This window comes from Salinicola sp. CPA57, from assembly GCF_003206035.1.
Classification (GTDB): domain Bacteria; phylum Pseudomonadota; class Gammaproteobacteria; order Pseudomonadales; family Halomonadaceae; genus Salinicola; species Salinicola socius.
Window position 1 is genome coordinate 255241 of the sequence record NZ_PZJR01000009.1, and the last position, 20298, is coordinate 275538.

Here is a 20298-nt window from a genome sequence, read left to right on the forward strand (position 1 = left end):
GAACACCGTGATTTTGTTCGTCTTTATTTCGTAACAGCCTCGAGAGGCCCATCAATGACCACTGCCACTCAAGAAGAAACGCTAGGCTTCCAGACCGAAGTCAAGCAGCTTCTCCACTTGATGATCCACTCCCTGTACTCCAACCGGGAGATTTTCCTGCGTGAGCTGATCTCCAACTCGGCCGACGCGTGCGACAAGCTGCGCTATGAGGCGTTGGACAACGACGGGCTCTACGCTGGCGATGCCGAACTGCGGATCGAGATCGAGCATGACGCCGAGGCGGGGACCGTCACCGTGCGCGACACCGGTATCGGCATGAATCGTGACGAAGTGATCCAGAACCTGGGCACCATCGCCAAGAGTGGTACGGCCGACTTCCTCAAGCAGCTTTCCGGGGAAAAGCAGAAAGATGCCAAGCTTATCGGGCAGTTCGGCGTCGGCTTCTACTCCGGCTTCATCGTCGCGGATGAAATGGTCGTGCGTACCCGCCGTGCCGACAGCGAGCAGGGCGTCGAGTGGCGCTCGAAAGGCGAAGGCGAATTCACCATCGCCGACATCGATCGGCCGGCGCGCGGCACCGAGATCGTGCTGCATCTGAAGGAAGATGCCAAGGAGTTCGCCGACGAATTCCGGCTCAAGAACCTCGTGCGCAAGTACTCCGATCATATCGACGTGCCGGTACGCATGCCGAAGGTCGAGAAAGCGCGCGACGAAGAGGGTAACGAGATCGACGGTAGCGAGACCGTCAGCTGGGAAACCGTCAACGAAGCGACCGCGCTGTGGGTTCGCCCCAAGGCCGAGATCGACGACGACGAATACAAGGCGTTCTACAAGCACATCGCCCATGACTTCAGCGATCCACTGACCTGGAGCCACAACAAGGTCGAAGGCAAGCTCGAGTACACCAGCCTGCTCTACCTTCCGGAACGGGCGCCGTTCGATCTCTATCAGCGCGACGGCGTACGTGGGCTCAAGCTCTACGTGCAGCGCGTGTTCATCATGGACGATGCCGAAGCCTTCCTGCCGCTCTACCTGCGTTTCGTCAAGGGCGTGCTGGACTCCCGCGACCTGCCGTTGAACGTCTCCCGGGAGCTGCTGCAGAAGTCACCGCAGGTCGACTCGATGAAGTCGGCGTTGACCAAGCGTGCGCTGGACATGCTCAAGAAGCTGGCGAAGGACAAGGAGGCCTATCAGACCTTCTGGAACACCTTCGGCGATGTCCTGAAGGAAGGGCCGGCGGAAGATTACGCCAACCGTGACAAGATTGCGGGCCTGCTGCGCTTTTCGACCACGCACACCGACAGCACTACGCAGGATCAGTCGCTGGCCGATTACGTCGAACGCATGAAGGCAGGGCAGCAGAAGATCTACTACATCGTCGCGGATAGCTTCAATGCGGCGAGCCATAGTCCGCATCTGGAGATCTTCCGCAAGAAGGGGATCGAGGTGCTGCTGCTGCACGATCGCATCGACGAGTGGCTGATGAGTCACCTCACCGAGTTCGACGGCAAGTCCTTCGCGGATGTGGCCAAGGGCGACCTTGAACTCGACGATATGGCCGATGAAGCCGAGAAGCAGGCCCAGGAAGAGAGCGCCAAGGCCAAGGAGGATCTGGTCAAGCGGGTGCAGCAGGCACTGGGCGAGCACGTCCAGGAAGTGCGCGTCACGCACCGGCTGACCGATTCTCCGGCCTGCGTGGTACTGCCTGAGCACGAAATGGGCTTCCAGATGCGCCGGATGATGGAAGCTGCCGGCCAGCCGTTGCCGGAAGTGAAGCCGATTCTCGAGCTCAACCCCGACCATGCGCTGGTAGCGCGCCTGGAAAGCACCGAAGGGGGCAATTTCGACGATCTGGCCCATATTCTGCTGGATCAGGCGGTCATCGCCGAGGGTGGCCATCTCGACGATCCGGCAGCCTATGTCAAACGTCTCAACACCCTGCTAAGTGCTTGATCACCTTCGCGTGATCCGCCCATGAGCACTCGACGGCCGGCCCTCGTGGTCGGCCGTTGCTCGTTGGGAAAGCGTGTTCTTGCACGTTTTTTCCTCAACCTTGCGGTTAAATGCTGTTAACCTGCCGTCTTCTCATCAACGGGGGAGCGAGCATGTCGCGATCCTTCCTGTGGTTTCTTGACCGACGAAGCGTCTCTCGTCACCAATGTCATCCGCACCTTCAGTGGTCCAGTCGATACCGAACCCAACCCGACCGCCGACAGCGGGCATCAACAAGGGTGGCAGGAATCGTCCTGTCCTTGAGTCTGGCAGCGTTCCCGATAGCGTCTCAGGCCGAGTCGATATCCGAAACCTTGCCGACCCTAAACAGCCAGGTTCAACGCCCCGCGCTGGATCCGATCAACGAACTGCCCAATCTGCGCGAGGTCAAGGCAGGCCCCAAGCGCAAGGCGGCTTTTTTGAGCATGCTGGTGCCGTTGGTACAGGCGGAAAACGCCCGCATCCAGAGCGATCGCAACTGGCTGGTCGGTGTGCATAGCCGCATCAATCCAATGACGGCGGACGAGAAACGCCGATTGTCTCGTCTGTGTGACGACTACGGGGTCGACTGCGAGCCGGCCAAGGTCAGCCGTGAACTGCTGGCGCGGGTCAACACCGTGCCGTTGGAGATGGTGGCGATCCAGGCGGTGGAAGAATCCGGCTGGGGCACCTCCCGGCTTGCCCGGGACAGCAACAATCTGTTCGGCATGCGATGCTTCCGTGCGGGTTGCGGTATTGCGCAACAAGGGACTTCACGCCGTTTTCAGGTGTTCGATAGCGTCCGCGACGGGGTCGGTGCCTATCTGCATAACCTGAATACCCATCGTGCCTATGCGCAACTTCGCGGGCAGCGAGCGGCGTTGGCGGCAAGGGGCAAGTCCATTTCCGCCGAAAAGCTGATCGGTGCGCTGCACAACTACTCGACCTCACCCGATTATCAGCAGCAGCTGCTATCGCTACTGCGCACCAACGGAGACCTCATCCGTACTCACGGCGCCGACAACGCCTTCGTGAGCGGCAGCCCGGCCTGATTGTCGTCACTCCCGGCGATTTGCCATGATCTCGGCGACGCCGACTCAGGGCGCCATTCACGGGCCTGTCGACGCTGGGGCGATCGTGCGTCATCGGCCAGTTGGACTAGACTCTGGACTCAACTCTGGACTCAACTGTGGACTCAACTACAGCCACTTTCCTGCCAATCCGAGGAGGCCGTCATGGTCAGCGATACATCCCTCGAGGCACTGACCTTCGATAACGTCTGGTCCCGCTTCCCCGATGATTTCTTCACCCGAGTCAAGCCGACTCGCTGGGGTGGTACGCGGCTGCTCGATATCAGCCCGAGAGGGGCTGCGCGCCTCGGCCTGGAGCCCGATGATATCGATCATGGTCGTCTGACCGCGCTGATGGGTGGGGAGCGACTGCTGGACGGCATGGATCCCCTGGCCCAGAAGTACACCGGCCATCAGTTCGGTACCTACAACCCGGCACTCGGAGATGGACGCGGCCTGCTGCTGGGGGAGGCAATGACACCCCAGGGGCCGGTCGATCTGCATCTGAAGGGGGCCGGACAGACGCCGTATTCGCGCTTCGGCGATGGCCGTGCGGTGCTACGTTCTTCGATTCGCGAGTATCTGGCCGGCGAGGCAATGGCTGGACTCAAGATCCCGACCACGCTGGCGCTGGCGGTGGCCGTCAACGGCGAGAAAGTGATGCGCGAGCGCGTCGAGCCGGGCGCGACGCTGCTGCGGCTGGCGGAAAGTCACGTGAGGTTCGGTCACTTCGAATGGCTTTACCAGCAGCAGCGTGTCGAGGATCTCGAGCGACTGGCGCGTCACGTCATCGATCGTCATCGGCCTGATCTCGCTCAGGAGTCCGCGCCGCTGGAGGCACTGTTCCAGGATGTGGTCACGCGCACCGCGGAGTTGATCGCTCGCTGGCAGGCCTATGGATTCGTCCACGCGGTGATGAACACCGACAACATGTCGATTCTCGGCCTGACGCTGGACTATGGCCCCTATGCCTTCATGGATCGATTCGAGTCGAACCTGACGCCCAACCACACGGATACGGCCGGCCGCTATGCCTTCGACCAGCAGCCCGGCGTGGCACTGTGGAATCTGACCGTGCTGGGGCAATCGTTGACGCCGTTGATCGAGGTCGAACGGCTGCGCGAGATGCTCGATAGCTACGAGCCGACGCTGCAGGCGGCATATGCCATCCTGATGCGAGGACGGCTGGGGCTCGAAACAGAACAGCAGAGCGATGGCGAATTGATCGATGACTGGCTGTCGCTGCTCGAAAGCTCGCGGGCCGATTTTCATCGCAGCTTCCGCGCGCTCAGCGACCGCGATGTCGTCGGCGGCCTCTCCCTGGCGGAAGAGATCGCGAGTCCGGAGCTCGAGAGCTGGCTGGAGCGGTATCGCCGACGTTTGAATCATGAATCCCGTGGAGACACCGAGCGGCTGGCGGCGATGCGGCGGGTCAATCCGCTCTATATCCTCCGCACGCATCTGGCTCAGCAGGTGATCGAGGCCGCGGAACAGGGGGACGCGAGGCCGTTGCAGACATTCCGCGAGCTGCTCTCGTCTCCGTTTCTGCAGCGACCGGGGATGGAGATCTGGAGCGAGGCGCCATCCTCCGACGCGCCGCCTGTCTGCCTCTCCTGTTCGTCATGACAGCGTGATGCCGGTGCCCGCAGCCGGCATTTTCATGGCGATTTGGCAGCGATAAGTCATGGGTTATAAGTGCGATAACGGAAACGATGTGTCCGGTTTTTAATATTGAAATCAGACGCTTGTTGTCTTTTTTTAATATAACGCTTTAGTTATGCCTGTCATAAAATATTGATTGGGTTGGTTTTTCTCCTAATTGCTTGATTCCACTCTCTTCTTTCCGGAAAACTGTCGTACCGGTCGACGCGGCTTGAATCTGATGATGGGTCTCTCCGCCTGGTGTTCCGGCACTGGGCGTTGAAGGGTTACGTCATTGGCAAACCGATGGATCGCTTGATCGACAGACGGAAAGGAGTCTCGACGCATGGCTGACCACCAGGAGAATATCGAATGAAAATTGGGGCGCCGAAGGAGCTCGCCAGGGGAGAGGCGCGAGTGGCGCTGACGCCCGAAAGCGCGCAGCAGATACAGAAGCTGGGGCATGAGTGCCTGATCGAGAGTGGCGCCGGCGCACTCGCCGGGTTCGACGACAGCGCCTATCGTGACGTCGGCGTCAGCGTCGTCGAGGGAGCAAGGGCGCTGTGGGGCGAAGCGGACGTCGTGATCAAGGTTCGGGAGCCGGTCGAAGCGGAGATCGAACAGCTGCGGAAAGGCCAGACGCTGATCAGCTTCTTCTGGCCGGCACAGAACGAGGGGAACCTGGAGCGCTGTCGGGCGACCGGTGCGACCGTTGTCGCCATGGACATGGTCCCGCGTATCTCGCGTGCCCAGAAGATGGACGCGCTTTCCAGCACCGCCAATATCGCCGGTTATCGTGCCGTGATCGAAGCGGGCAATCAGTTCGGACGCTTCTTCACCGGCCAGGTGACGGCGGCCGGCAAGGTGCCGCCGGCCAAGGTGCTGATCGTCGGTGCCGGCGTTGCCGGACTGGCGGCCATCGGTACCGCGACCAGTCTGGGTGCCGTGGTTCGCGCCTTCGATGTTCGTCCGGAGGTGGCGGAACAGATCGAATCGATGGGGGCCGAGTTTCTGTTTCTCGATTTCGAGGACAGTCAGGACGGCTCGGGCAGCGGCGGCTACGCGGCCCCCTCGAGCCCCGAGTTCCGCGAAAAACAGCTGGCGCTGTTCCGCGAGCAGGCCCCGGAGGTGGATATCGTCATCACCACCGCGCTGATCCCGGGTCGTCCCGCGCCGAAACTGTGGCTCGAGGACATGGTCGCGGGGATGAAGCCCGGCTCGGTCATCGTCGACCTGGCAGCGGAAAAGGGCGGCAACTGTGATCTGACCGTGATGGATGAGCGCATCGTCACCGACAACGGGGTGATCGTGGTCGGCTACACCGATTTTCCGTCGCGCATGGCGACACAGTCGTCGCTGCTCTACGCCACCAATATTCGCCACATGCTGACCGATCTGACGCCGGAGAAGGATGGCGTGATCGTTCACGACATGGAAGACGACGTCATTCGCGGCGCGACGGTGACCCATGCCGGCGAGATCACCTTCCCGCCGCCGCCGCCCAAGGTGAAGGCGATCGCGGCTGCCAAGCCCAAGGAGAAGGTCAAACAGCCGACGCCGGAGGAGAAGAAGGCGGCCGAGCATGCTGCCTTCCTGGCCCAGAGCAAACGCCAGATCGGCATTCTCGCGGCGGGGGGGGCGCTGATGTGGCTGCTGGGACTGGTCGCGCCGGCATCGTTCATGCAGCACTTCATCGTCTTCGTCCTGGCCTGCTTCGTCGGGTTTCAGGTGATCTGGAACGTCAGCCATTCGCTGCACACGCCACTGATGGCGGTGACCAATGCCATTTCGGGCATCGTGATTCTGGGCGCCGTGTTGCAGATCGGCTCCGGCAGTTGGCTGGTGGCGCTGTTGGCAGGCCTGTCGGTGCTGATCGCCTCGATCAATATCGTCGGCGGCTTCCTGGTGACTCGCCGCATGCTCGCCATGTTCCAGAAATCCTGATCCGCGGAGAATCGATATGTTGCAACATGAGTTCGTTTCCGCCGCGGCGATCGCGGCGAGTGTCCTGTTCATCCTCTCGTTGGGTGGATTGAGCAACCACGAGAAGGCCAAGCGGGCAGTCTGGTATGGCATCGTCGGCATGGCGATCGCGGTGATCTTCACCGCCATGGGCCCGAAGATCGGCGGCTACGGCTGGATGATCCCGATGATGCTGATCGGGGGGCTGATCGGCGCGTGGCTCTCCCGCAAGGTAGAAATGACCGAAATGCCGCAACTGGTGGCAGCGCTGCATAGCTTCGTCGGGTTGGCCGCGGTCTTCATCGGCTGGAATGCCGAGCTGGAGCGCGCTCGCGTCATGGCGATTCGGGCAGCCGGCGTCTCCTTCGATGGCCTGTCGGCTTTTGCCTCGACCCTGGCACACAAGACCCCAGCGGAGCTCTCTTTCCTGCAGGGCGAAGTGGTGCTTGGCGTGTTCATCGGCGCCGTGACTTTTACCGGCTCGGTCGTCGCGTACGGCAAACTGGCCGGCAAGATCGGCGGCAAACCGCACAAGCTCCCCGGCGGGCACCTGTTGAACGCCGCGGCGGTCGGGCTGTGCCTGGTGCTGGCCATCGCCTACTTCAACGGTGCCGGCTTCTGGACGCTGGTGATACTGGCAGCGCTGGCTTTCTTCATTGGCTGGCATCTGATCATGGGCATCGGAGGTGCCGACATGCCGGTAGTGGTCTCGATGCTCAACAGCTACTCGGGCTGGGCCGCTGCGGCGATCGGTTTCACGCTCTCCAATGACCTGCTGATCGTGACCGGCGCGCTGGTCGGCTCTTCCGGGGCGATTCTCTCCTACATCATGTGCAAGGCGATGAATCGCAACTTCGTCAGCGTCATCCTGGGCGGATTCGGCGGTCCGCAGGGGCCGGCGGCGGAGATCGAGGGCGAGCAGGTCGCCATCGATGCCGGCGGGGTCGCCAGCGCGCTCAACGATGCCGACAGCGTCATCATTGTGCCCGGTTACGGCATGGCCGTGGCCCAGGCCCAGAATGCGGTCAGCGACCTGGTGCGCAAACTGCGCGACGCCGGCAAGGAGGTGCGGTTCGGCATCCATCCGGTGGCGGGCCGTTTGCCGGGACACATGAACGTGCTGCTGGCCGAGGCGCGAGTGCCTTACGACATCGTGCTGGAAATGGACGAGATCAACGATGATTTCGCCAGCACTGACGTGGTGATCGTCATCGGGTCCAACGACATCGTCAATCCTGCGGCGCAGGAAGACCCCAACAGCCCCATCGCCGGCATGCCGGTGCTCAAAGTCTGGGAATCGAAGCAGGTTTTCGTGTGCAAGCGCGGACAGGGTACCGGTTACTCCGGTATCGAGAATCCGCTGTTCTTCAAGGACAACACCCGCATGCTCTACGGCGACGCCCGGTCCAGTATCGATTCGCTGGTATCGATGATCGATTGATGACGCTCGGCTCGCGGCGGCCCTCCGGTTCGTCACAACGATGCTACTAAACGCCCCGTCTCGGGGCGTTTTTTCGTTACAATGTCGCCAACGCTCATCGTCAATGGAACGACCATGTCTGATAGGAACGGGTCCGATAAAAACGGGTCAGGCAAGAACGGGTCAGAAGAACGCATGCAGGTCGCCGTACTCGGCGGGGGTAGCTTCGGTACTGCCATTGCCAGCATCGCCGCCGACAACGGCGCCGACGTTCGGCAGTGGTTGCGCGATGAAGCCCTGGTCGAACAGATCAACCGCGAACATCGCAACGGTCGCTACCTGCCCGATTACTCGATCAATCCGGCGGTGGTAGCATCCACCGATCTGGCGGAGACGGTGACCGAGGCCGCCGTGGTGTTCATCGCCATCCCCTCCAAGGCGTTCCGCACCGTGCTGCAGCAGGTACGGCCGTATCTGCGGCCCGAGCAGATCCTTGTCAGCACGACCAAGGGTATCGAGGCCGATGGCTTCAAGCTGATGAGCCAGGTGATCGAGGAAGAGACAGGCTCTTCGCACATCGGCGCGCTGTCCGGCCCGAATCTCGCCGCCGAGATCGCCCAGAAGCATTTGACCGCGACGGTGATCGCCAGCGACGATCCGGTGACACGTGCCTATGTCCAGGCGGCGTTGGGGTGCAGTTATTTCCGCGTCTATGCCGGCAACGATCGCTATGGCGCCGAACTGGGGGGCTCGCTCAAGAACATTTACGCCATCGCCGCCGGCATGGCGGCCGCACTGGGCATGGGCGAGAATACGCGCAGCATGCTGATGACCCGGGCGCTGGCGGAAATGAGCCGGTTCGCGGTCGCTCTCGGTGCCAATCCGATGACCTTCCTGGGGCTTTCCGGCGTCGGCGACCTGATCGTCACCTGTTCCTCGGAGCTTTCGCGTAACTACCGTGTCGGCTACGCCCTGGGGCAGGGGCACGATCTCGAATCGGCCATCGAAGTGCTCGGGCAGGTGGCGGAAGGGGTCAATACGGTCAAACTGGTGTGCGAAAAGGCCCGCCATGAAGATATCTACATGCCGTTGGCCCAGGGGCTCTATCAGGTCATGTTCGGCGGCGTTCCGGCCAAGGACATGGCCAAGGCGCTGATGGAAAGCGAGCAGAGCAGTGACGTCGAGTTCATGCTGTCGCGGGAAGCGGTATCCCGGGCCCATGAACTGGCGCCGGATTCCGAGTGATGGGGTGGCTTGCAGTCGTCAGGCATGGCGAGGCGGGGCAGGGGCGCCCGGATGCCGCCCGCCAGCTGACCCGGCGCGGGGAGCAGGAGGCCCTGCAAGCCGGCCAATGGCTGGCGTCACGTCCAGCTCTCTCCGGCGCGACGATATGGTCGAGCCCCTATCTTCGGGCCCGGCAGACCGCACGGGCCATTGCCGATGCCGTGGATGGCGACATCGAAACGGTCGAAGGCGTGACGCCGGATGACGATGTCGGCGCGCTGGTCGAACGACTGACCCTGCTCGACGTTTCGCGGCCACTGATCCTCGTCAGCCATATGCCGCTGGTCGGGCTGCTCACCGGGCGCCTTACCGAAGGCGCCTCCCACTCGGGGGCAATGTTCCCTACGGCGGGTATCGCATTGCTGGAAGCCGATGTCTGGGCCGCCGGATGCGCGTCGTTGAGGGCTTTCGTTTCGCCCTCCTGATGCGGGACTGCCAGCGCGAACGGTAAAGCGGGTCGGGAGCATGGTAACGCAGTAGTGCGGGATGTTTGCGCTATCAACTTTGGTCGCAAGTCGGCGGCAAAAAATGCCGAATGCTTCGCGTCGAACACCTGACTGGGTGTCGATGGGACGTCGGCTGACAATCACCACGAACGGTCGGATGGGTAATCATCACTATGGATGATAGTGACGACAAGCCGCGCTCCTCGCGTTCGACCGGGAGCGCGCGATTGACCGATGTGGCTCGAGTCGCGGGCGTCGCACCGATGACCGTGTCACGGGCACTCAATCGGCCCGAACTGGTCAGCGAAGGTACGCGGCTGCGAGTGCAACGGGCGGTGCTGGAGACCGGCTACGTACCCAATCGGGTCGCCGGAGCCCTGGCTTCGAGCCGGAGTCGGCTGGTGGCGCTGCTGGTGCCGACGGTCGCGCACTCGCTGTTTGCCGAGGTCGTGCAGACGGTAATGGGCGCTCTGGCGCCTCAGGGCTACCAGGTGTTGCTGGGTCTGGTCGGCTATACGCCGGAACAGGAAGAGACGATTCTCGAGACCGTGCTGAGCCGCCGCCCTGACGGTATCGTGCTGACCGGCTGTCGCCACTCCGCATTGACGCGCCAACGACTCAAGTCTGCCCAGGTGCCGCTGGTCGAAATCTGGGACATGACCGATGATCCGCTGGACATGCTGGTCGGCTTCTCCCACGAGGCGGTGGGACGCGCCGTGGCCGAGCATCTGCTGGCGCGGGGCTGTCGTCGCTTCGGGCTCATCAGCGCCGACGATTCTCGCGCCAAACGGCGTGCCGTCGGTTTCGTCTCGGCACTGGAGCAGGCGGGGGCAGGGGAGTATCAGCTGCGAGAGGTCGGTACGCCCTCGAGCATGCCCTGGGGGCGGGAGAAGAGTGCCGAACTGCTGGATCAGCATTCGCTGGATGCCATCGTCTGCAGCTCCGACATTCTCGCCCTGGGCGTGCTGGCGGAAGCGCAGAGTCGGGGGTTGTCGGTGCCCGGGCAGCTGGCAATCATGGGGTTCGGCGACAGCAGCTATGCCGCTGCCAGCTTTCCCGCGTTGAGTACCGTCCGTATCGATGGGGCTGCCATCGGTCTGCGTGCGGCCGAGCATCTGCTGCAGCGCATGGCGCTGCCGGCCTTTCAGCGGGCGGGGCAAACGCTGGATATCGGCTTCGAGATCATCGATCGAGACACTACCTGAACGAGCATCCGAATCGCGTTGGTGCATCCGTCGGTGGCGCGATGAAGCGCCGTCATCCTTTGGTCGTAATTCGGTGGCAGATGCTTTGTCATACAAATTGATTGCGCTAACATTCCTGGCATTCGCTGCTCGACGCCGTGATTGATAGCGCAATCATCAGGGTGCCGGGTCACTCGGGAGAGGAGCCTCTCCGCCACACCCATGAGGTAGTCCGATGTCTAACGACGCCATCAGCTGGATCCGTTTTTCTCACGTGCTGTTGCCGCTGGCGACGCCCATCAGTGACGCCAAGGTGCTGACCGGGCGTCAGAAGCCGATGACCGAAGTCTCGTTCCTGTTCACCGAGATCGAAACACGTGATGGTCATCAAGGCATCGGTTTCAGCTACTCCAAGCGTGCCGGCGGTTATGGCCAGTTCGCCCACGCCAAGGAGATTGCCCCGGCAATTCTGGGCGAGGATCCCAACGACACCGGCAAACTGTGGCAGAAACTGGTCTGGGCCGGGGCCTCGGTGGGGCGGAGCGGTCTCTCGACGCAGGCCATCGCCTCGGTCGATGTCGGGTTATGGGACCTCAAGGCCAAACGAGCCGGGTTGCCGCTGGCCAAGCTGCTGGGCGCGCATCGCGACTCCGTGCAGTGCTACAACACTTCCGGCGGCTTCCTGCATACGCCGATCGAAGAGGTCAAGGAGAACGCAACGCGATCGCTGGAGAACGGCATCAAGGGCGTCAAGATCAAGGTGGGTCAGCCCGACATGCGGATCGATCTCCAGCGTGTCGAAGCCGTGCGCAAGCATCTCGGTGACGATGTGCCACTGATGATCGATGCCAACCAGCAGTGGGATCGCGCGACGGCGCTTCGCTTCGGTCGCGTCATGGAACAGTACAACCTGGTGTGGATCGAGGAGCCGCTGGACGCCTACGACGTCGAGGGGCATGCCGCGTTGGCCGCCGCGCTTGATACCCCGATCGCGACCGGCGAGATGCTGGCGAGCGTGGGCGAGCATATGGAGCTGATCAAGCACCGCAGTGCCGATATCATTCAGCCGGATGCGCCGCGTATCGGCGGGATTACCCAGTTCCTGAAGCTGGCGACGCTGGCCGATGCCGCCGGCCTGCAGCTGGCGCCGCACTTCGCGATGGAAATTCACCTGCATCTGGCCGCCGCCTATCCGGCCGAGCCGTGGGTCGAGCACTTCGACTGGTTGGAGCCGCTGTTCAACGAGCGGCTGGAAACTCGCGACGGCCGCATGGTCGTGCCGGATCGTCCGGGCCTGGGTATTACGCTGACCGAGCAGGCGCGCAAGTGGACCGTGGACAGCGCCGAATTCGGCAAGCGCGGCTGAAAAAGTGCCTGCGCTCGGTCATGCGGCGTTAGAAGTCGACGCGAAAGACCTCATTGGCACGCACGTGAACTGGTGCGCCAGCCCGGTCCGTCTTGCGCGTCGGTCTTTGCTTGTCTGATCATCGCTCGGCAACTTTATACGGAATCGGCTGGGTAATTCCCGACAGTTTGTTGTACGAGGAGTGCGATATGAGTTTTCCCAAAGTGACCAAAATGACCGTCATGCCGGTCGCGGGTTACGACAGCTTTCTGCTTAACCTGAGCGGTGGCCATGCGCCATGGTTCATTCGCTGTCTGCTGATTCTCGAAGACGATGCAGGTAACCAGGGCGTTGGCGAGATTCCCTCCAGCGAGGGGATTCTGAAGGGGCTCGAACAGTGCCGTTCGCTCGTCGAAGGTGCCAGGATCAACGAGTTCAAGCAGACGCTCAACCGCGCCCGCTTGCTGCTGGCCAGTAACGGACGCGAGGAGCGAGGACGGCAGACCTTCGACCTGCGTGTCGCGGTTCACGTCTTGACCGCCATCGAGTCGGCGCTGTTCGATCTCTACGGTCAGGCGGTGGGCCAGCCGGTAGCCGACCTGTTGGGACGTTTTGGTCGCCAGCGCGATGAAGTCGAAGCGCTGGGGTATCTGTTCCTGCTCGGGGATCCCGACAAGACCGATTTGCCGTATCCCAAGGCTCAAGATCCGGTGGACGCCTGGGACGACGTCCGCCGCAAGGAAGCCCTGACTCCGGAGTCGGTAGCCAATCTGGCCAAGGCGGCCTATGAACGCTACGGCTTCAAGGACTTCAAGCTCAAGGGCGGCGTGCTGCGCGGCGAGGATGAGGCCGACTGCATCCGAGCACTGCATGACGCCTTCCCCGAGGCACGGCTGACGCTGGATCCCAATGGCGCGTGGAAACTCGACGAGGCGGTCAGGATTCTCGATCCGATCAAGCATCTTCTCAGCTACGCCGAGGATCCGTGCGGGCAGGAAGAGAGCTGGTCCGGGCGCGAGGTGATGGCCGAGTTCAAGAAGCGGACCGGACTGCCGACGGCAACCAACATGATCGCCACCGATTTCAAGCAGTTGCAATACGCGGTGGCGCTCAATGCCGTCGATATCCCGCTGGCGGATTGCCATTTCTGGACCATGCAGGGTGCGGTGATGGTCGGTGAGCTGTGCGACGAGTGGGGAATGACCTGGGGCTCGCACTCCAACAACCACTTCGATGTATCCCTGGCGATGATGACGCACGTGGCGGCGGCGTGTCCCGGCAACATTACCGCCATTGATACGCACTGGATCTGGCAGGACGGTCAGCGACTGACCGAAGAGCCGTACACGATCCGCGGTGGCAAGTTGAGCGTACCCAAGACGCCGGGCCTCGGGATCAAGCTCGATATGGCTCAGGTGGCGCAGGCTCATGCGCTCTACAAGTCGCTCGACGTGCGAAGCCGTAACGATGCCATGGCCATGCAGTACCTGATCGACGGTTGGTCGTTCGATCCGAAACGTCCGGCGCTGGTGCGCTGAGCCCGCCATGCCGGCGCGGTGGGACCTGAACCGGCCGCGAGGCTTGGGTGACTGGGGACGAACCGGAGGCGGGCGTCAGGCGAGCTAGGTTCTTCCGCAGGGCAGGGCGCCCTGCAGGGCAGGGAGATGTCGGGCCAAAGGCGTCAGAGTAGGAAGCCAAGGAGAAGCGAGGAAGTGGATAAATTACATTTGGATACTTATCTTGACGCTTGGTTTCATGACACTATGAGCTTCCTTGAGCGAGGGGGGGCTCATCATGCGCGTGATCGGCACTGTGACCGGCCTGTGCGTATTGTTGACCGGCATGTTCGTGGCCTGGGGCTGGGCCACGCGCGAGCCCGATGGCGAGATACCGAGCGTCGAACCCAGCGGTTGGGAGTACCGCTGGGGCGATTCACCGCTGGATACCGCCGGGCTGCCGCTCTGGCTGACTGCCGATGGCCCTGGCTGGCAGCCGATTGCTTTTCCCGCCACCCCTCCGGAGCGTAACGGTCGCGACAAGGTGTGGTTTCGCCTGCGCCTGCCGGACAATCAATGGCACGATCCGGTGCTGTTCCTCTCCAGTATCGATCTGATCGCGCAGGTCTACCTCGGCGACCGGCTCATCTACCAGCACGGCGACTTCGACGATGGCGGCAAGATCACCTTTGCCGGCTGGCCCTGGCACATGATCGCGTTGCCCCACGACTTCGCCGGGAAGACCCTCTGCCTGCGCGTCTTCTCTGACTACACCAGCATTGGTCTATGGGGTCAGGTGCGCCTGATGGAGCGCGGGGAGGCCTATCGCCAGATCATTCGGCGCTCGGCCTGGGACGTGGCGGTGAGCGCGCTGGCCCTGGCGCTTTCGGTATTCGCCGCGATCTTCGCCGCCAGCGGGGTCGAGCGTCGCAGCTTCGGAGCCATTGCGCTGTTCGCCGGCGCCTCGGGGCTGATGCTGCTGGCCGAAGCGCCGGCGCGGCAATTGATCGCCGGCAATCCGCTGGGATGGGATCTGGTCAGAGCATGCAGCTACTACATGCTGCCGGTGGCGACCGCGCTGATCCTGGCCCACTGGCTCAAGGGCAGCGCGAGGTGCTGGATGCAGCGGCTGTGGGCGCTGCATCTCGGCTACGTGGTGCTGGTGGTGGGACTGGTTCAGGGCGGCGTGGTCAATCTGTCGCTGACCTTTCCCATTTTCGACGGACTGCTGGTGGCAACACTGCCGGCCATGCTGGTGCTGGCGCTATGGCAATGGCGCGCGCTGGATGGCACACAGCGTACCGTGGTGCTGTGCTTTGCGGTGTTCGCGCCGCTGCTGCTGGCCGATATTCTGGTGGCGCATGGCTTCATCCCGTGGCAACCGATACCGCTGAGCTTCGGCTCGCTGGCCTTCTCACTCTCCTGCGTGGCGATTTCGCTGCACCGCTACCATCGTATTCACCGCGAACTGGCACGCTCCCATGAGACGCTGGAACAGCAGGTGGCGCTGCGTACCGCGGAGCTGGCGCAACTGGTCGAGGAGCTCGAAGGGTTGTCCTATCGCGACGCCTTGACCGGGCTCTACAACCGGCGTCACTTCGACGCGGCCTACGCCCAGGCGTGCCGGCGGGCGGAGTCACGTGGCGAGTTTCTGACGCTGGCGATTCTCGATCTCGACCACTTCAAGCGCGTCAACGACCGCTTCGGGCACGATGCCGGAGATAGCGTGCTGGTGACCCTGGCCGGGCTGCTCAAGTCTCACCAGCATATCGGCGAGAGCGTTTGCCGCCTGGGTGGCGAGGAGTTCGCGCTGCTCTCCCACGCCTCGCCGGCGGTGCTGGCCGAGCGTCTGGAGCGTCTGCTGGGGCGGCTCTGTGCGAAGCCGCTCAAGCGCGGCGAAATGTGCCTGGGCCATATCACCTTCTCGGCTGGTATCGCCAGCTACCCGGTGCACAGTGCAAGCCCCGACGGCCTGCTGCGACTGGCCGACGAAGCGCTCTACTGCGCCAAGCGCGGCGGGCGCAGTACGGTGGCGATCTATTCGGCGTCAGCCGAGCCTTGCCTGCAGACGCAAGATGCCGGGCAGGATGCCGACTGCGACGAGCGCTATGGGGTGAGCGGAGATCCGCAGCATTCGCACGCGCAGATGGGGCAGGATAGCCGGCAGGAGAAGACGCGAGAGGAGACGCCGGCGGAAAAGAAGCCCTAGACGCGCGCGACACCAGAGCGCGCGCGATACCAGAATGCGCTCGAGTAGGAGGGCGCGCGAGTAGCGAGTAGAGAAGGCGTGGTGCTCGAGTAGAAGTCGCGCGAGAGCACAAAAGCGCAGACGGAAAAAACACCCGGCACGGGTGCGCTGACGGGCGCACGCAGTTGCGGGTCGCGTTATCCGTATTTACTGTGGCGCCAGGCAGCATCTCAGGATGCTGCTTTTTTTGTTTTGAAGTCAACGTCCCAGGCTAGCGGTTGGAGATCGCACAACGTAACTGGGTGGCTCTGGATCTACGAATTATCAAGTGCTGTTTCATTGTTTTATCAATATCTCAAGTCGACAACGAATACGCTTCTGGCTCGCATGAACGGCGCTCGGCGTCGATTCCAAAGTCTAATATTGAGCAAGTATGATGTATGGCATCCTACGTTTCGACAATCACAATTCGCTTCAGTCGAGCGAGGGAGCCCTACGATGGCACAACGTTTCTGGGATCATGTTTCCGCCTCTTTACCCGCTGTAGCTGTCGCTGGAGCGTTATCGGTCGCGGCCTTTCCCGCCCATGCGGAAGACTGGCGGGGATGGAACGTTCATCCGGATGGCTACCCCAATTCGGTGGCGTTGAAATTTTTCGACGAGGAAGTTTCCGAGAAGACGGACGGCAGAATCAACCCGCGGATCTATAACAATGCGGTGCTGGGCGACCAGCCAGATGCCATCGATCAGACTCGCAGCGGCGCCCTGGATTTCGGTAATTTCAACATGGGGCCGATGGGGCCGATCGTGCCTGAAACCGACGTGCTGTCGCTGCCATTTCTGTTCAACAGCGTCGATCAGATGTATCGCGTCATGGATGGTGATATCGGCAAGCGCTTCGCGGATGCGCTGGCCGAGAAGGACCTGATCGCGCTGTCCTGGTTCGGTTCGGGGGCTCGCAGTTTCTACAATACCGATCATGCGATCAAAGAGCCTGACGACGTCAAGGGCCTCAAGCTTCGAGTGATGAACAACGATCTTTACGTGGATATGGTCGATGCGCTGGGCGGCAATGCGACGCCAATGTCCTACGGCGAAGTGTTCCAGTCCTTGAAGACCGGGGTCATCGACGGTGCGGAGAACAACTTCCCGTCATTCGAATCCAGCAACCACTATGAGGTTGCCAAGTACTTCTCCGAAACCGGCCACCTGATCATTCCCGAATGTCTCTGTGTCGCGAAATCCAGCTGGAACGCGCTCTCCGACGAGGACAAGTCGATCGTGCGCACGGCGGCAGAAGACGCGGCCAAGAAACAGCGCGAGCTGTGGGAAGAAGGGGCAGAGAAAAGCCGCGAGAAAGTCGAGGCGGCTGGCGTCGAGGTCAACGTGGTAGAGGACAAGGCGGCGTTCCAGAAGCGGATGGAGCCGATCTACCAGGCCTTCATCCAGGAACATCCGGACCTGGAATCGTTGATCGACGATATCCGCAATACCCAGTAAGCCCGCCAAGCATGACGAGCCCCTGATGCCAGGGGCTCGTCTTTTGTCTTCGATATCAACTAGGGAAAACCATCGTGGATAACGTCCCGGATTCGGCCACCAATCCTGACACGACGTCAGACAGGGTGCTGGACGGTTTGGCGCGTTTATGCCTGATCGTCGCTGGCGTACTGTTAGTGTTCCTGATTTTCTCGTTCGGCTGGTTGGTATTCGGCCGCTACGTGCTCAACGATACGCCGACCTGGATCGAGCAATCCTCGCTGTTGATCGTGGTCTATATCACCTGCCTCGGTGCCGGTGCCGGGGTTCGCTTCAACTCCCACCTGAGTATCGATTTCCTGCGCGAAGGCGCGCCGCGAATTCCGCGGGCGATCATGCACGCCATCTCCGATGGATTCGTACTGCTTTTCGGCGGCTTCATGGCGTGGCAGGGGTGGCTGATGATGATCAGCAACGCCGGCCGGCCGATCCCGATGATCGGGCTGTCCGAGAGCTGGCGGGCTGCGCCTCTGGTCGCTTGTGGCGTGCTCCTGGTGATCTTCACCGGGGCCAATCTCATTCAACGCATCACGCGAACCGGCCGGGCAGGGAGCTGACATCATGGGACTAGCCATTCTTTTCGGCGTCTTTCTTCTCGGACTGATCGTAGGCGCGCCGATCGCGTTTGCGGTGGGTCTGGCGTCTATCGTGACGTTCCTCTACGAGGGATTGCCGCTGTTCGTGGGATTCCAGCGAATCGTTTCCGGCATTTCGGTGTTCTCGTTGCTGGCGATTCCGTTTTTCATCTTTGCCGGTGAACTGATGCTGCACGGCGGGATTTCCACCCGTCTGGTACGCTTTGCTTCGGCAGCCGTCGGACGTGTCCGAGGTGGCCTGGGCATGGTCAACGTGACTTCCTCGATGCTGTTCGGCGGCATCTCCGGGTCCGCCGTCGCCGACACCTCTGCGCTGGGCTCGATTCTGATTCCGGTGATGAAGGAGAAAGGCTACGACACCGACTACGCGGTCAACGTGACGGTGACATCTTCCATTGCCGGCGTGGTGATTCCGCCCAGCCACAACATGATTCTCTATGCGGTGGCGGCCGGCGGCGGGATTTCGGTGACCCAGCTTTTCGTGGCGGGCATCGTCCCCGGCATTCTGATGTGTGTCGCGCTGGCCGTGGCGGCTTACCTGGTGGCGGTCAAGCGCGGCTATGGCGGCGAGCCCTTCCCGGGCTGGTATGCGCTGTTGATCAGTTTCGTCGCGTCCCTGCCGGGGCTGCTGACGGCGGTGATCATCGTCGGCGGCGTGCTCTCGGGCATCCTCACGGTGACTGAATCCGGTGCGTTCGGCGCCATCTATGCCATCGTGATTACCGGGCTCGTCTATCGCGAGCTTCGCTGGGCCTCGTTCAAGAAAGCGGTCTATCAGGCGGTCAAGACGACGGCGTTGGTCATGATTCTGGTCGGCTGTGCCTCGGCGTTTTCCTATCTGCTGGCGCTCTACAACGTGCCGGAGATCCTGGCCAATGCGCTGACATCGTTCTCCGACAATCCTATCGTCGTGCTGCTGATGCTCAATCTGCTGCTGCTGGCGCTCGGCATGATCATGGATATGGCGCCGCTGATCCTGATCTGTACACCGATCTTCCTGCCGGTCGCGCAACAGTTCGGCATGGATCCCATCCAGTTCGGCATCCTGATGATGATGAACCTGGGCATTGGCCTGTGCACGCCACCGGTTGGCGGGTGTCTGTTCGTCGGCAGCGCGATCGGCGGGATCAAGATCGAGCAGACCGTCAAGACCATCTGGCCATTCTATCTGGCGCTGTTCGTGGTGCTGATGCTGGTCACCTATGTGCCGGCCATCTCCCTGACCTTGCCCGAGCTGCTGCAATGATCCGCCACCGGAGCGGTTCGACCTCCCCATCATCCGATATCTCGACATCCGGCCATCGACGCGTGGCCGTCCAAACTGACAAGGAGAGATCAACGTGCTGAATCGATTACTGGTCACAGGCGCTGCCGGCGGCGTCGGTCGAGCCATTCGCCCCTATCTTTCGAAACTGGCGCATCAGGTGCGCCTGTCCGACATCGATGCGATCGACGACGTCGAGAAGCACGAGGAGTTCATCGGCTGCGATCTGGCCGATGCGGCGGCGGTGGAAAAGCTCGTCAGCGACTGTGACGGCGTCGTCCATCTGGGAGGCATCTCGGTGGAGAAGCCGTGGGAAGGCATTCTGCAGGCCAACATCATCGGGGCCTACAATCTTTACGAGGCGGCTCGCAGGCAGGGCAAGCCCCGAATCGTGTTTGCCAGCTCGAACCACACCATCGGATTCTACGAGCGCTCGACACGAATCGACAGTCAGGTGCCGCGTCGACCGGATTCGCTCTATGGCGTTTCCAAATGCTTCGGCGAGGATCTGGCGAGCCTCTATTTCGACAAGTTCGGCATCGAGACGCTCAGCGTGCGGATCGGCTCCTGCTTTCCCAAGCCCAAGGATACCCGCATGCTGGCGACGTGGCTGGGGGTCAAGGATTTCATGGCGCTGCTGGAGCGAGCGTTCGTTGCGCCCAAGCTGGGCTATACCGTGATCTACGGCGTTTCCGACAATGCCGAGCAGTGGTGGGACAATCGTCATGCCCGATTCCTGGGCTGGGCGCCGCAGGAGAGCTCGGCGCCGTGGCGTAACGAAGTCGAGGCCGAAGCCGCAAAGGCTCCTCAGGATCCGATGGATCCGGCAGTCGTCTATCAGGGTGGCAAGTTCGTGACACTGGGGCATCCCGACGACGAAGCGTGACCCAGG

At 61.9% G+C, this 20298-nt stretch carries 15 protein-coding genes; all 15 read left to right on the forward strand.

Translation table 11 applies throughout. The features are described from left to right. The first annotated feature begins 54 nt into the window (after positions 1-54). The 15 genes from htpG to DOM36_RS11155 all read left to right on the forward strand — a co-directional run bounded on the left by htpG (position 55) and on the right by DOM36_RS11155 (position 20292). Positions 55-1953, forward strand: coding sequence for a molecular chaperone HtpG (gene htpG / locus DOM36_RS11085; RefSeq protein ID WP_075569041.1), 1899 nt, complete (start codon positions 55-57; stop codon positions 1951-1953). Positions 1954-2252: 299 nt separating this feature from the next. Then, positions 2253-3023: a glucosaminidase domain-containing protein gene (locus DOM36_RS11090; protein ID WP_157958627.1), complete on the forward strand. Its 771-nt coding sequence runs from the start codon at positions 2253-2255 to the stop codon at positions 3021-3023. Positions 3024-3206: 183 nt separating this feature from the next. Then, positions 3207-4667: a protein adenylyltransferase SelO gene (locus DOM36_RS11095; RefSeq protein ID WP_110643113.1), complete on the forward strand. Its 1461-nt coding sequence runs from the start codon at positions 3207-3209 to the stop codon at positions 4665-4667. Between the two features lie 387 nt (positions 4668-5054). Beyond that, positions 5055-6626 (forward strand): Re/Si-specific NAD(P)(+) transhydrogenase subunit alpha, encoded by a 1572-nt coding sequence (locus DOM36_RS11100; RefSeq protein ID WP_075569043.1) that lies wholly within the window; start codon positions 5055-5057, stop codon positions 6624-6626. A gap of 16 nt (positions 6627-6642) precedes the next feature. Further along, the gene (locus tag DOM36_RS11105) at positions 6643-8085 is read left to right on the forward strand and encodes an NAD(P)(+) transhydrogenase (Re/Si-specific) subunit beta (protein ID WP_110643114.1); all 1443 of its coding nucleotides are present in this window, start codon (positions 6643-6645) and stop codon (positions 8083-8085) included. Positions 8086-8259: 174 nt separating this feature from the next. Further along, positions 8260-9309 (forward strand): NAD(P)H-dependent glycerol-3-phosphate dehydrogenase, encoded by a 1050-nt coding sequence (locus DOM36_RS11110; protein WP_110643115.1) that lies wholly within the window; start codon positions 8260-8262, stop codon positions 9307-9309. Beyond that, positions 9309-9773 (forward strand): phosphohistidine phosphatase SixA, encoded by a 465-nt coding sequence (sixA, locus tag DOM36_RS11115; RefSeq protein WP_075569046.1) that lies wholly within the window; start codon positions 9309-9311, stop codon positions 9771-9773. Before DOM36_RS11110 ends, sixA begins: the two co-directional genes overlap by 1 nt. A gap of 257 nt (positions 9774-10030) precedes the next feature. Then, on the forward strand, positions 10031-10999 hold the full coding sequence (locus DOM36_RS11120; protein WP_232823806.1) for a LacI family DNA-binding transcriptional regulator: 969 nt from the start codon (positions 10031-10033) through the stop codon (positions 10997-10999). Between the two features lie 214 nt (positions 11000-11213). Beyond that, positions 11214-12344, forward strand: a complete 1131-nt coding sequence (locus DOM36_RS11125; RefSeq protein WP_110643116.1) for a mandelate racemase/muconate lactonizing enzyme family protein — start codon at positions 11214-11216, stop codon at positions 12342-12344. Between the two features lie 188 nt (positions 12345-12532). After that, a complete protein-coding gene (locus DOM36_RS11130; protein WP_110643117.1) occupies positions 12533-13861 on the forward strand; it encodes an enolase C-terminal domain-like protein in 1329 nt (442 codons plus the stop codon). 235 nt (positions 13862-14096) lie between these two features. Continuing rightward, a complete protein-coding gene (locus DOM36_RS11135) occupies positions 14097-16028 on the forward strand; it encodes a GGDEF domain-containing protein (protein ID WP_157958628.1) in 1932 nt (643 codons plus the stop codon). A 477-nt stretch (positions 16029-16505) separates the two neighbouring features. Beyond that, positions 16506-17507: a TRAP transporter substrate-binding protein gene (locus DOM36_RS11140; protein WP_110643119.1), complete on the forward strand. Its 1002-nt coding sequence runs from the start codon at positions 16506-16508 to the stop codon at positions 17505-17507. Positions 17508-17581: 74 nt separating this feature from the next. After that, the gene (locus tag DOM36_RS11145; RefSeq protein ID WP_075569052.1) at positions 17582-18103 is read left to right on the forward strand and encodes a TRAP transporter small permease; all 522 of its coding nucleotides are present in this window, start codon (positions 17582-17584) and stop codon (positions 18101-18103) included. Positions 18104-18107: 4 nt separating this feature from the next. Then, a complete protein-coding gene (locus tag DOM36_RS11150; protein ID WP_075569053.1) occupies positions 18108-19388 on the forward strand; it encodes a TRAP transporter large permease in 1281 nt (426 codons plus the stop codon). Between the two features lie 94 nt (positions 19389-19482). Further along, a complete protein-coding gene (locus tag DOM36_RS11155) occupies positions 19483-20292 on the forward strand; it encodes an NAD(P)-dependent oxidoreductase (RefSeq protein ID WP_110643120.1) in 810 nt (269 codons plus the stop codon). The last annotated feature ends 6 nt before the right edge of the window (positions 20293-20298 follow it).

What these genes read in the sequence shown, in the direction of transcription:
- htpG (WP_075569041.1), top strand. Translation starts at nt 55, where the DNA reads ATGACCACTGCCACTCAAGAAGAAACGCTAGGCTTCCAGACCGAAGTC.
- DOM36_RS11095 (WP_110643113.1), top strand. Translation starts at nt 3,207, where the DNA reads ATGGTCAGCGATACATCCCTCGAGGCACTGACCTTCGATAACGTCTGG.
- DOM36_RS11100 (WP_075569043.1), top strand. Translation starts at nt 5,055, where the DNA reads ATGAAAATTGGGGCGCCGAAGGAGCTCGCCAGGGGAGAGGCGCGAGTG.
- DOM36_RS11105 (WP_110643114.1), top strand. Translation starts at nt 6,643, where the DNA reads ATGTTGCAACATGAGTTCGTTTCCGCCGCGGCGATCGCGGCGAGTGTC.
- DOM36_RS11110 (WP_110643115.1), top strand. Translation starts at nt 8,260, where the DNA reads ATGCAGGTCGCCGTACTCGGCGGGGGTAGCTTCGGTACTGCCATTGCC.
- sixA (WP_075569046.1), top strand. Translation starts at nt 9,309, where the DNA reads ATGGGGTGGCTTGCAGTCGTCAGGCATGGCGAGGCGGGGCAGGGGCGC.
- DOM36_RS11125 (WP_110643116.1), top strand. Translation starts at nt 11,214, where the DNA reads ATGTCTAACGACGCCATCAGCTGGATCCGTTTTTCTCACGTGCTGTTG.
- DOM36_RS11130 (WP_110643117.1), top strand. Translation starts at nt 12,533, where the DNA reads ATGAGTTTTCCCAAAGTGACCAAAATGACCGTCATGCCGGTCGCGGGT.
- DOM36_RS11140 (WP_110643119.1), top strand. Translation starts at nt 16,506, where the DNA reads ATGGCACAACGTTTCTGGGATCATGTTTCCGCCTCTTTACCCGCTGTA.
- DOM36_RS11150 (WP_075569053.1), top strand. Translation starts at nt 18,108, where the DNA reads ATGGGACTAGCCATTCTTTTCGGCGTCTTTCTTCTCGGACTGATCGTA.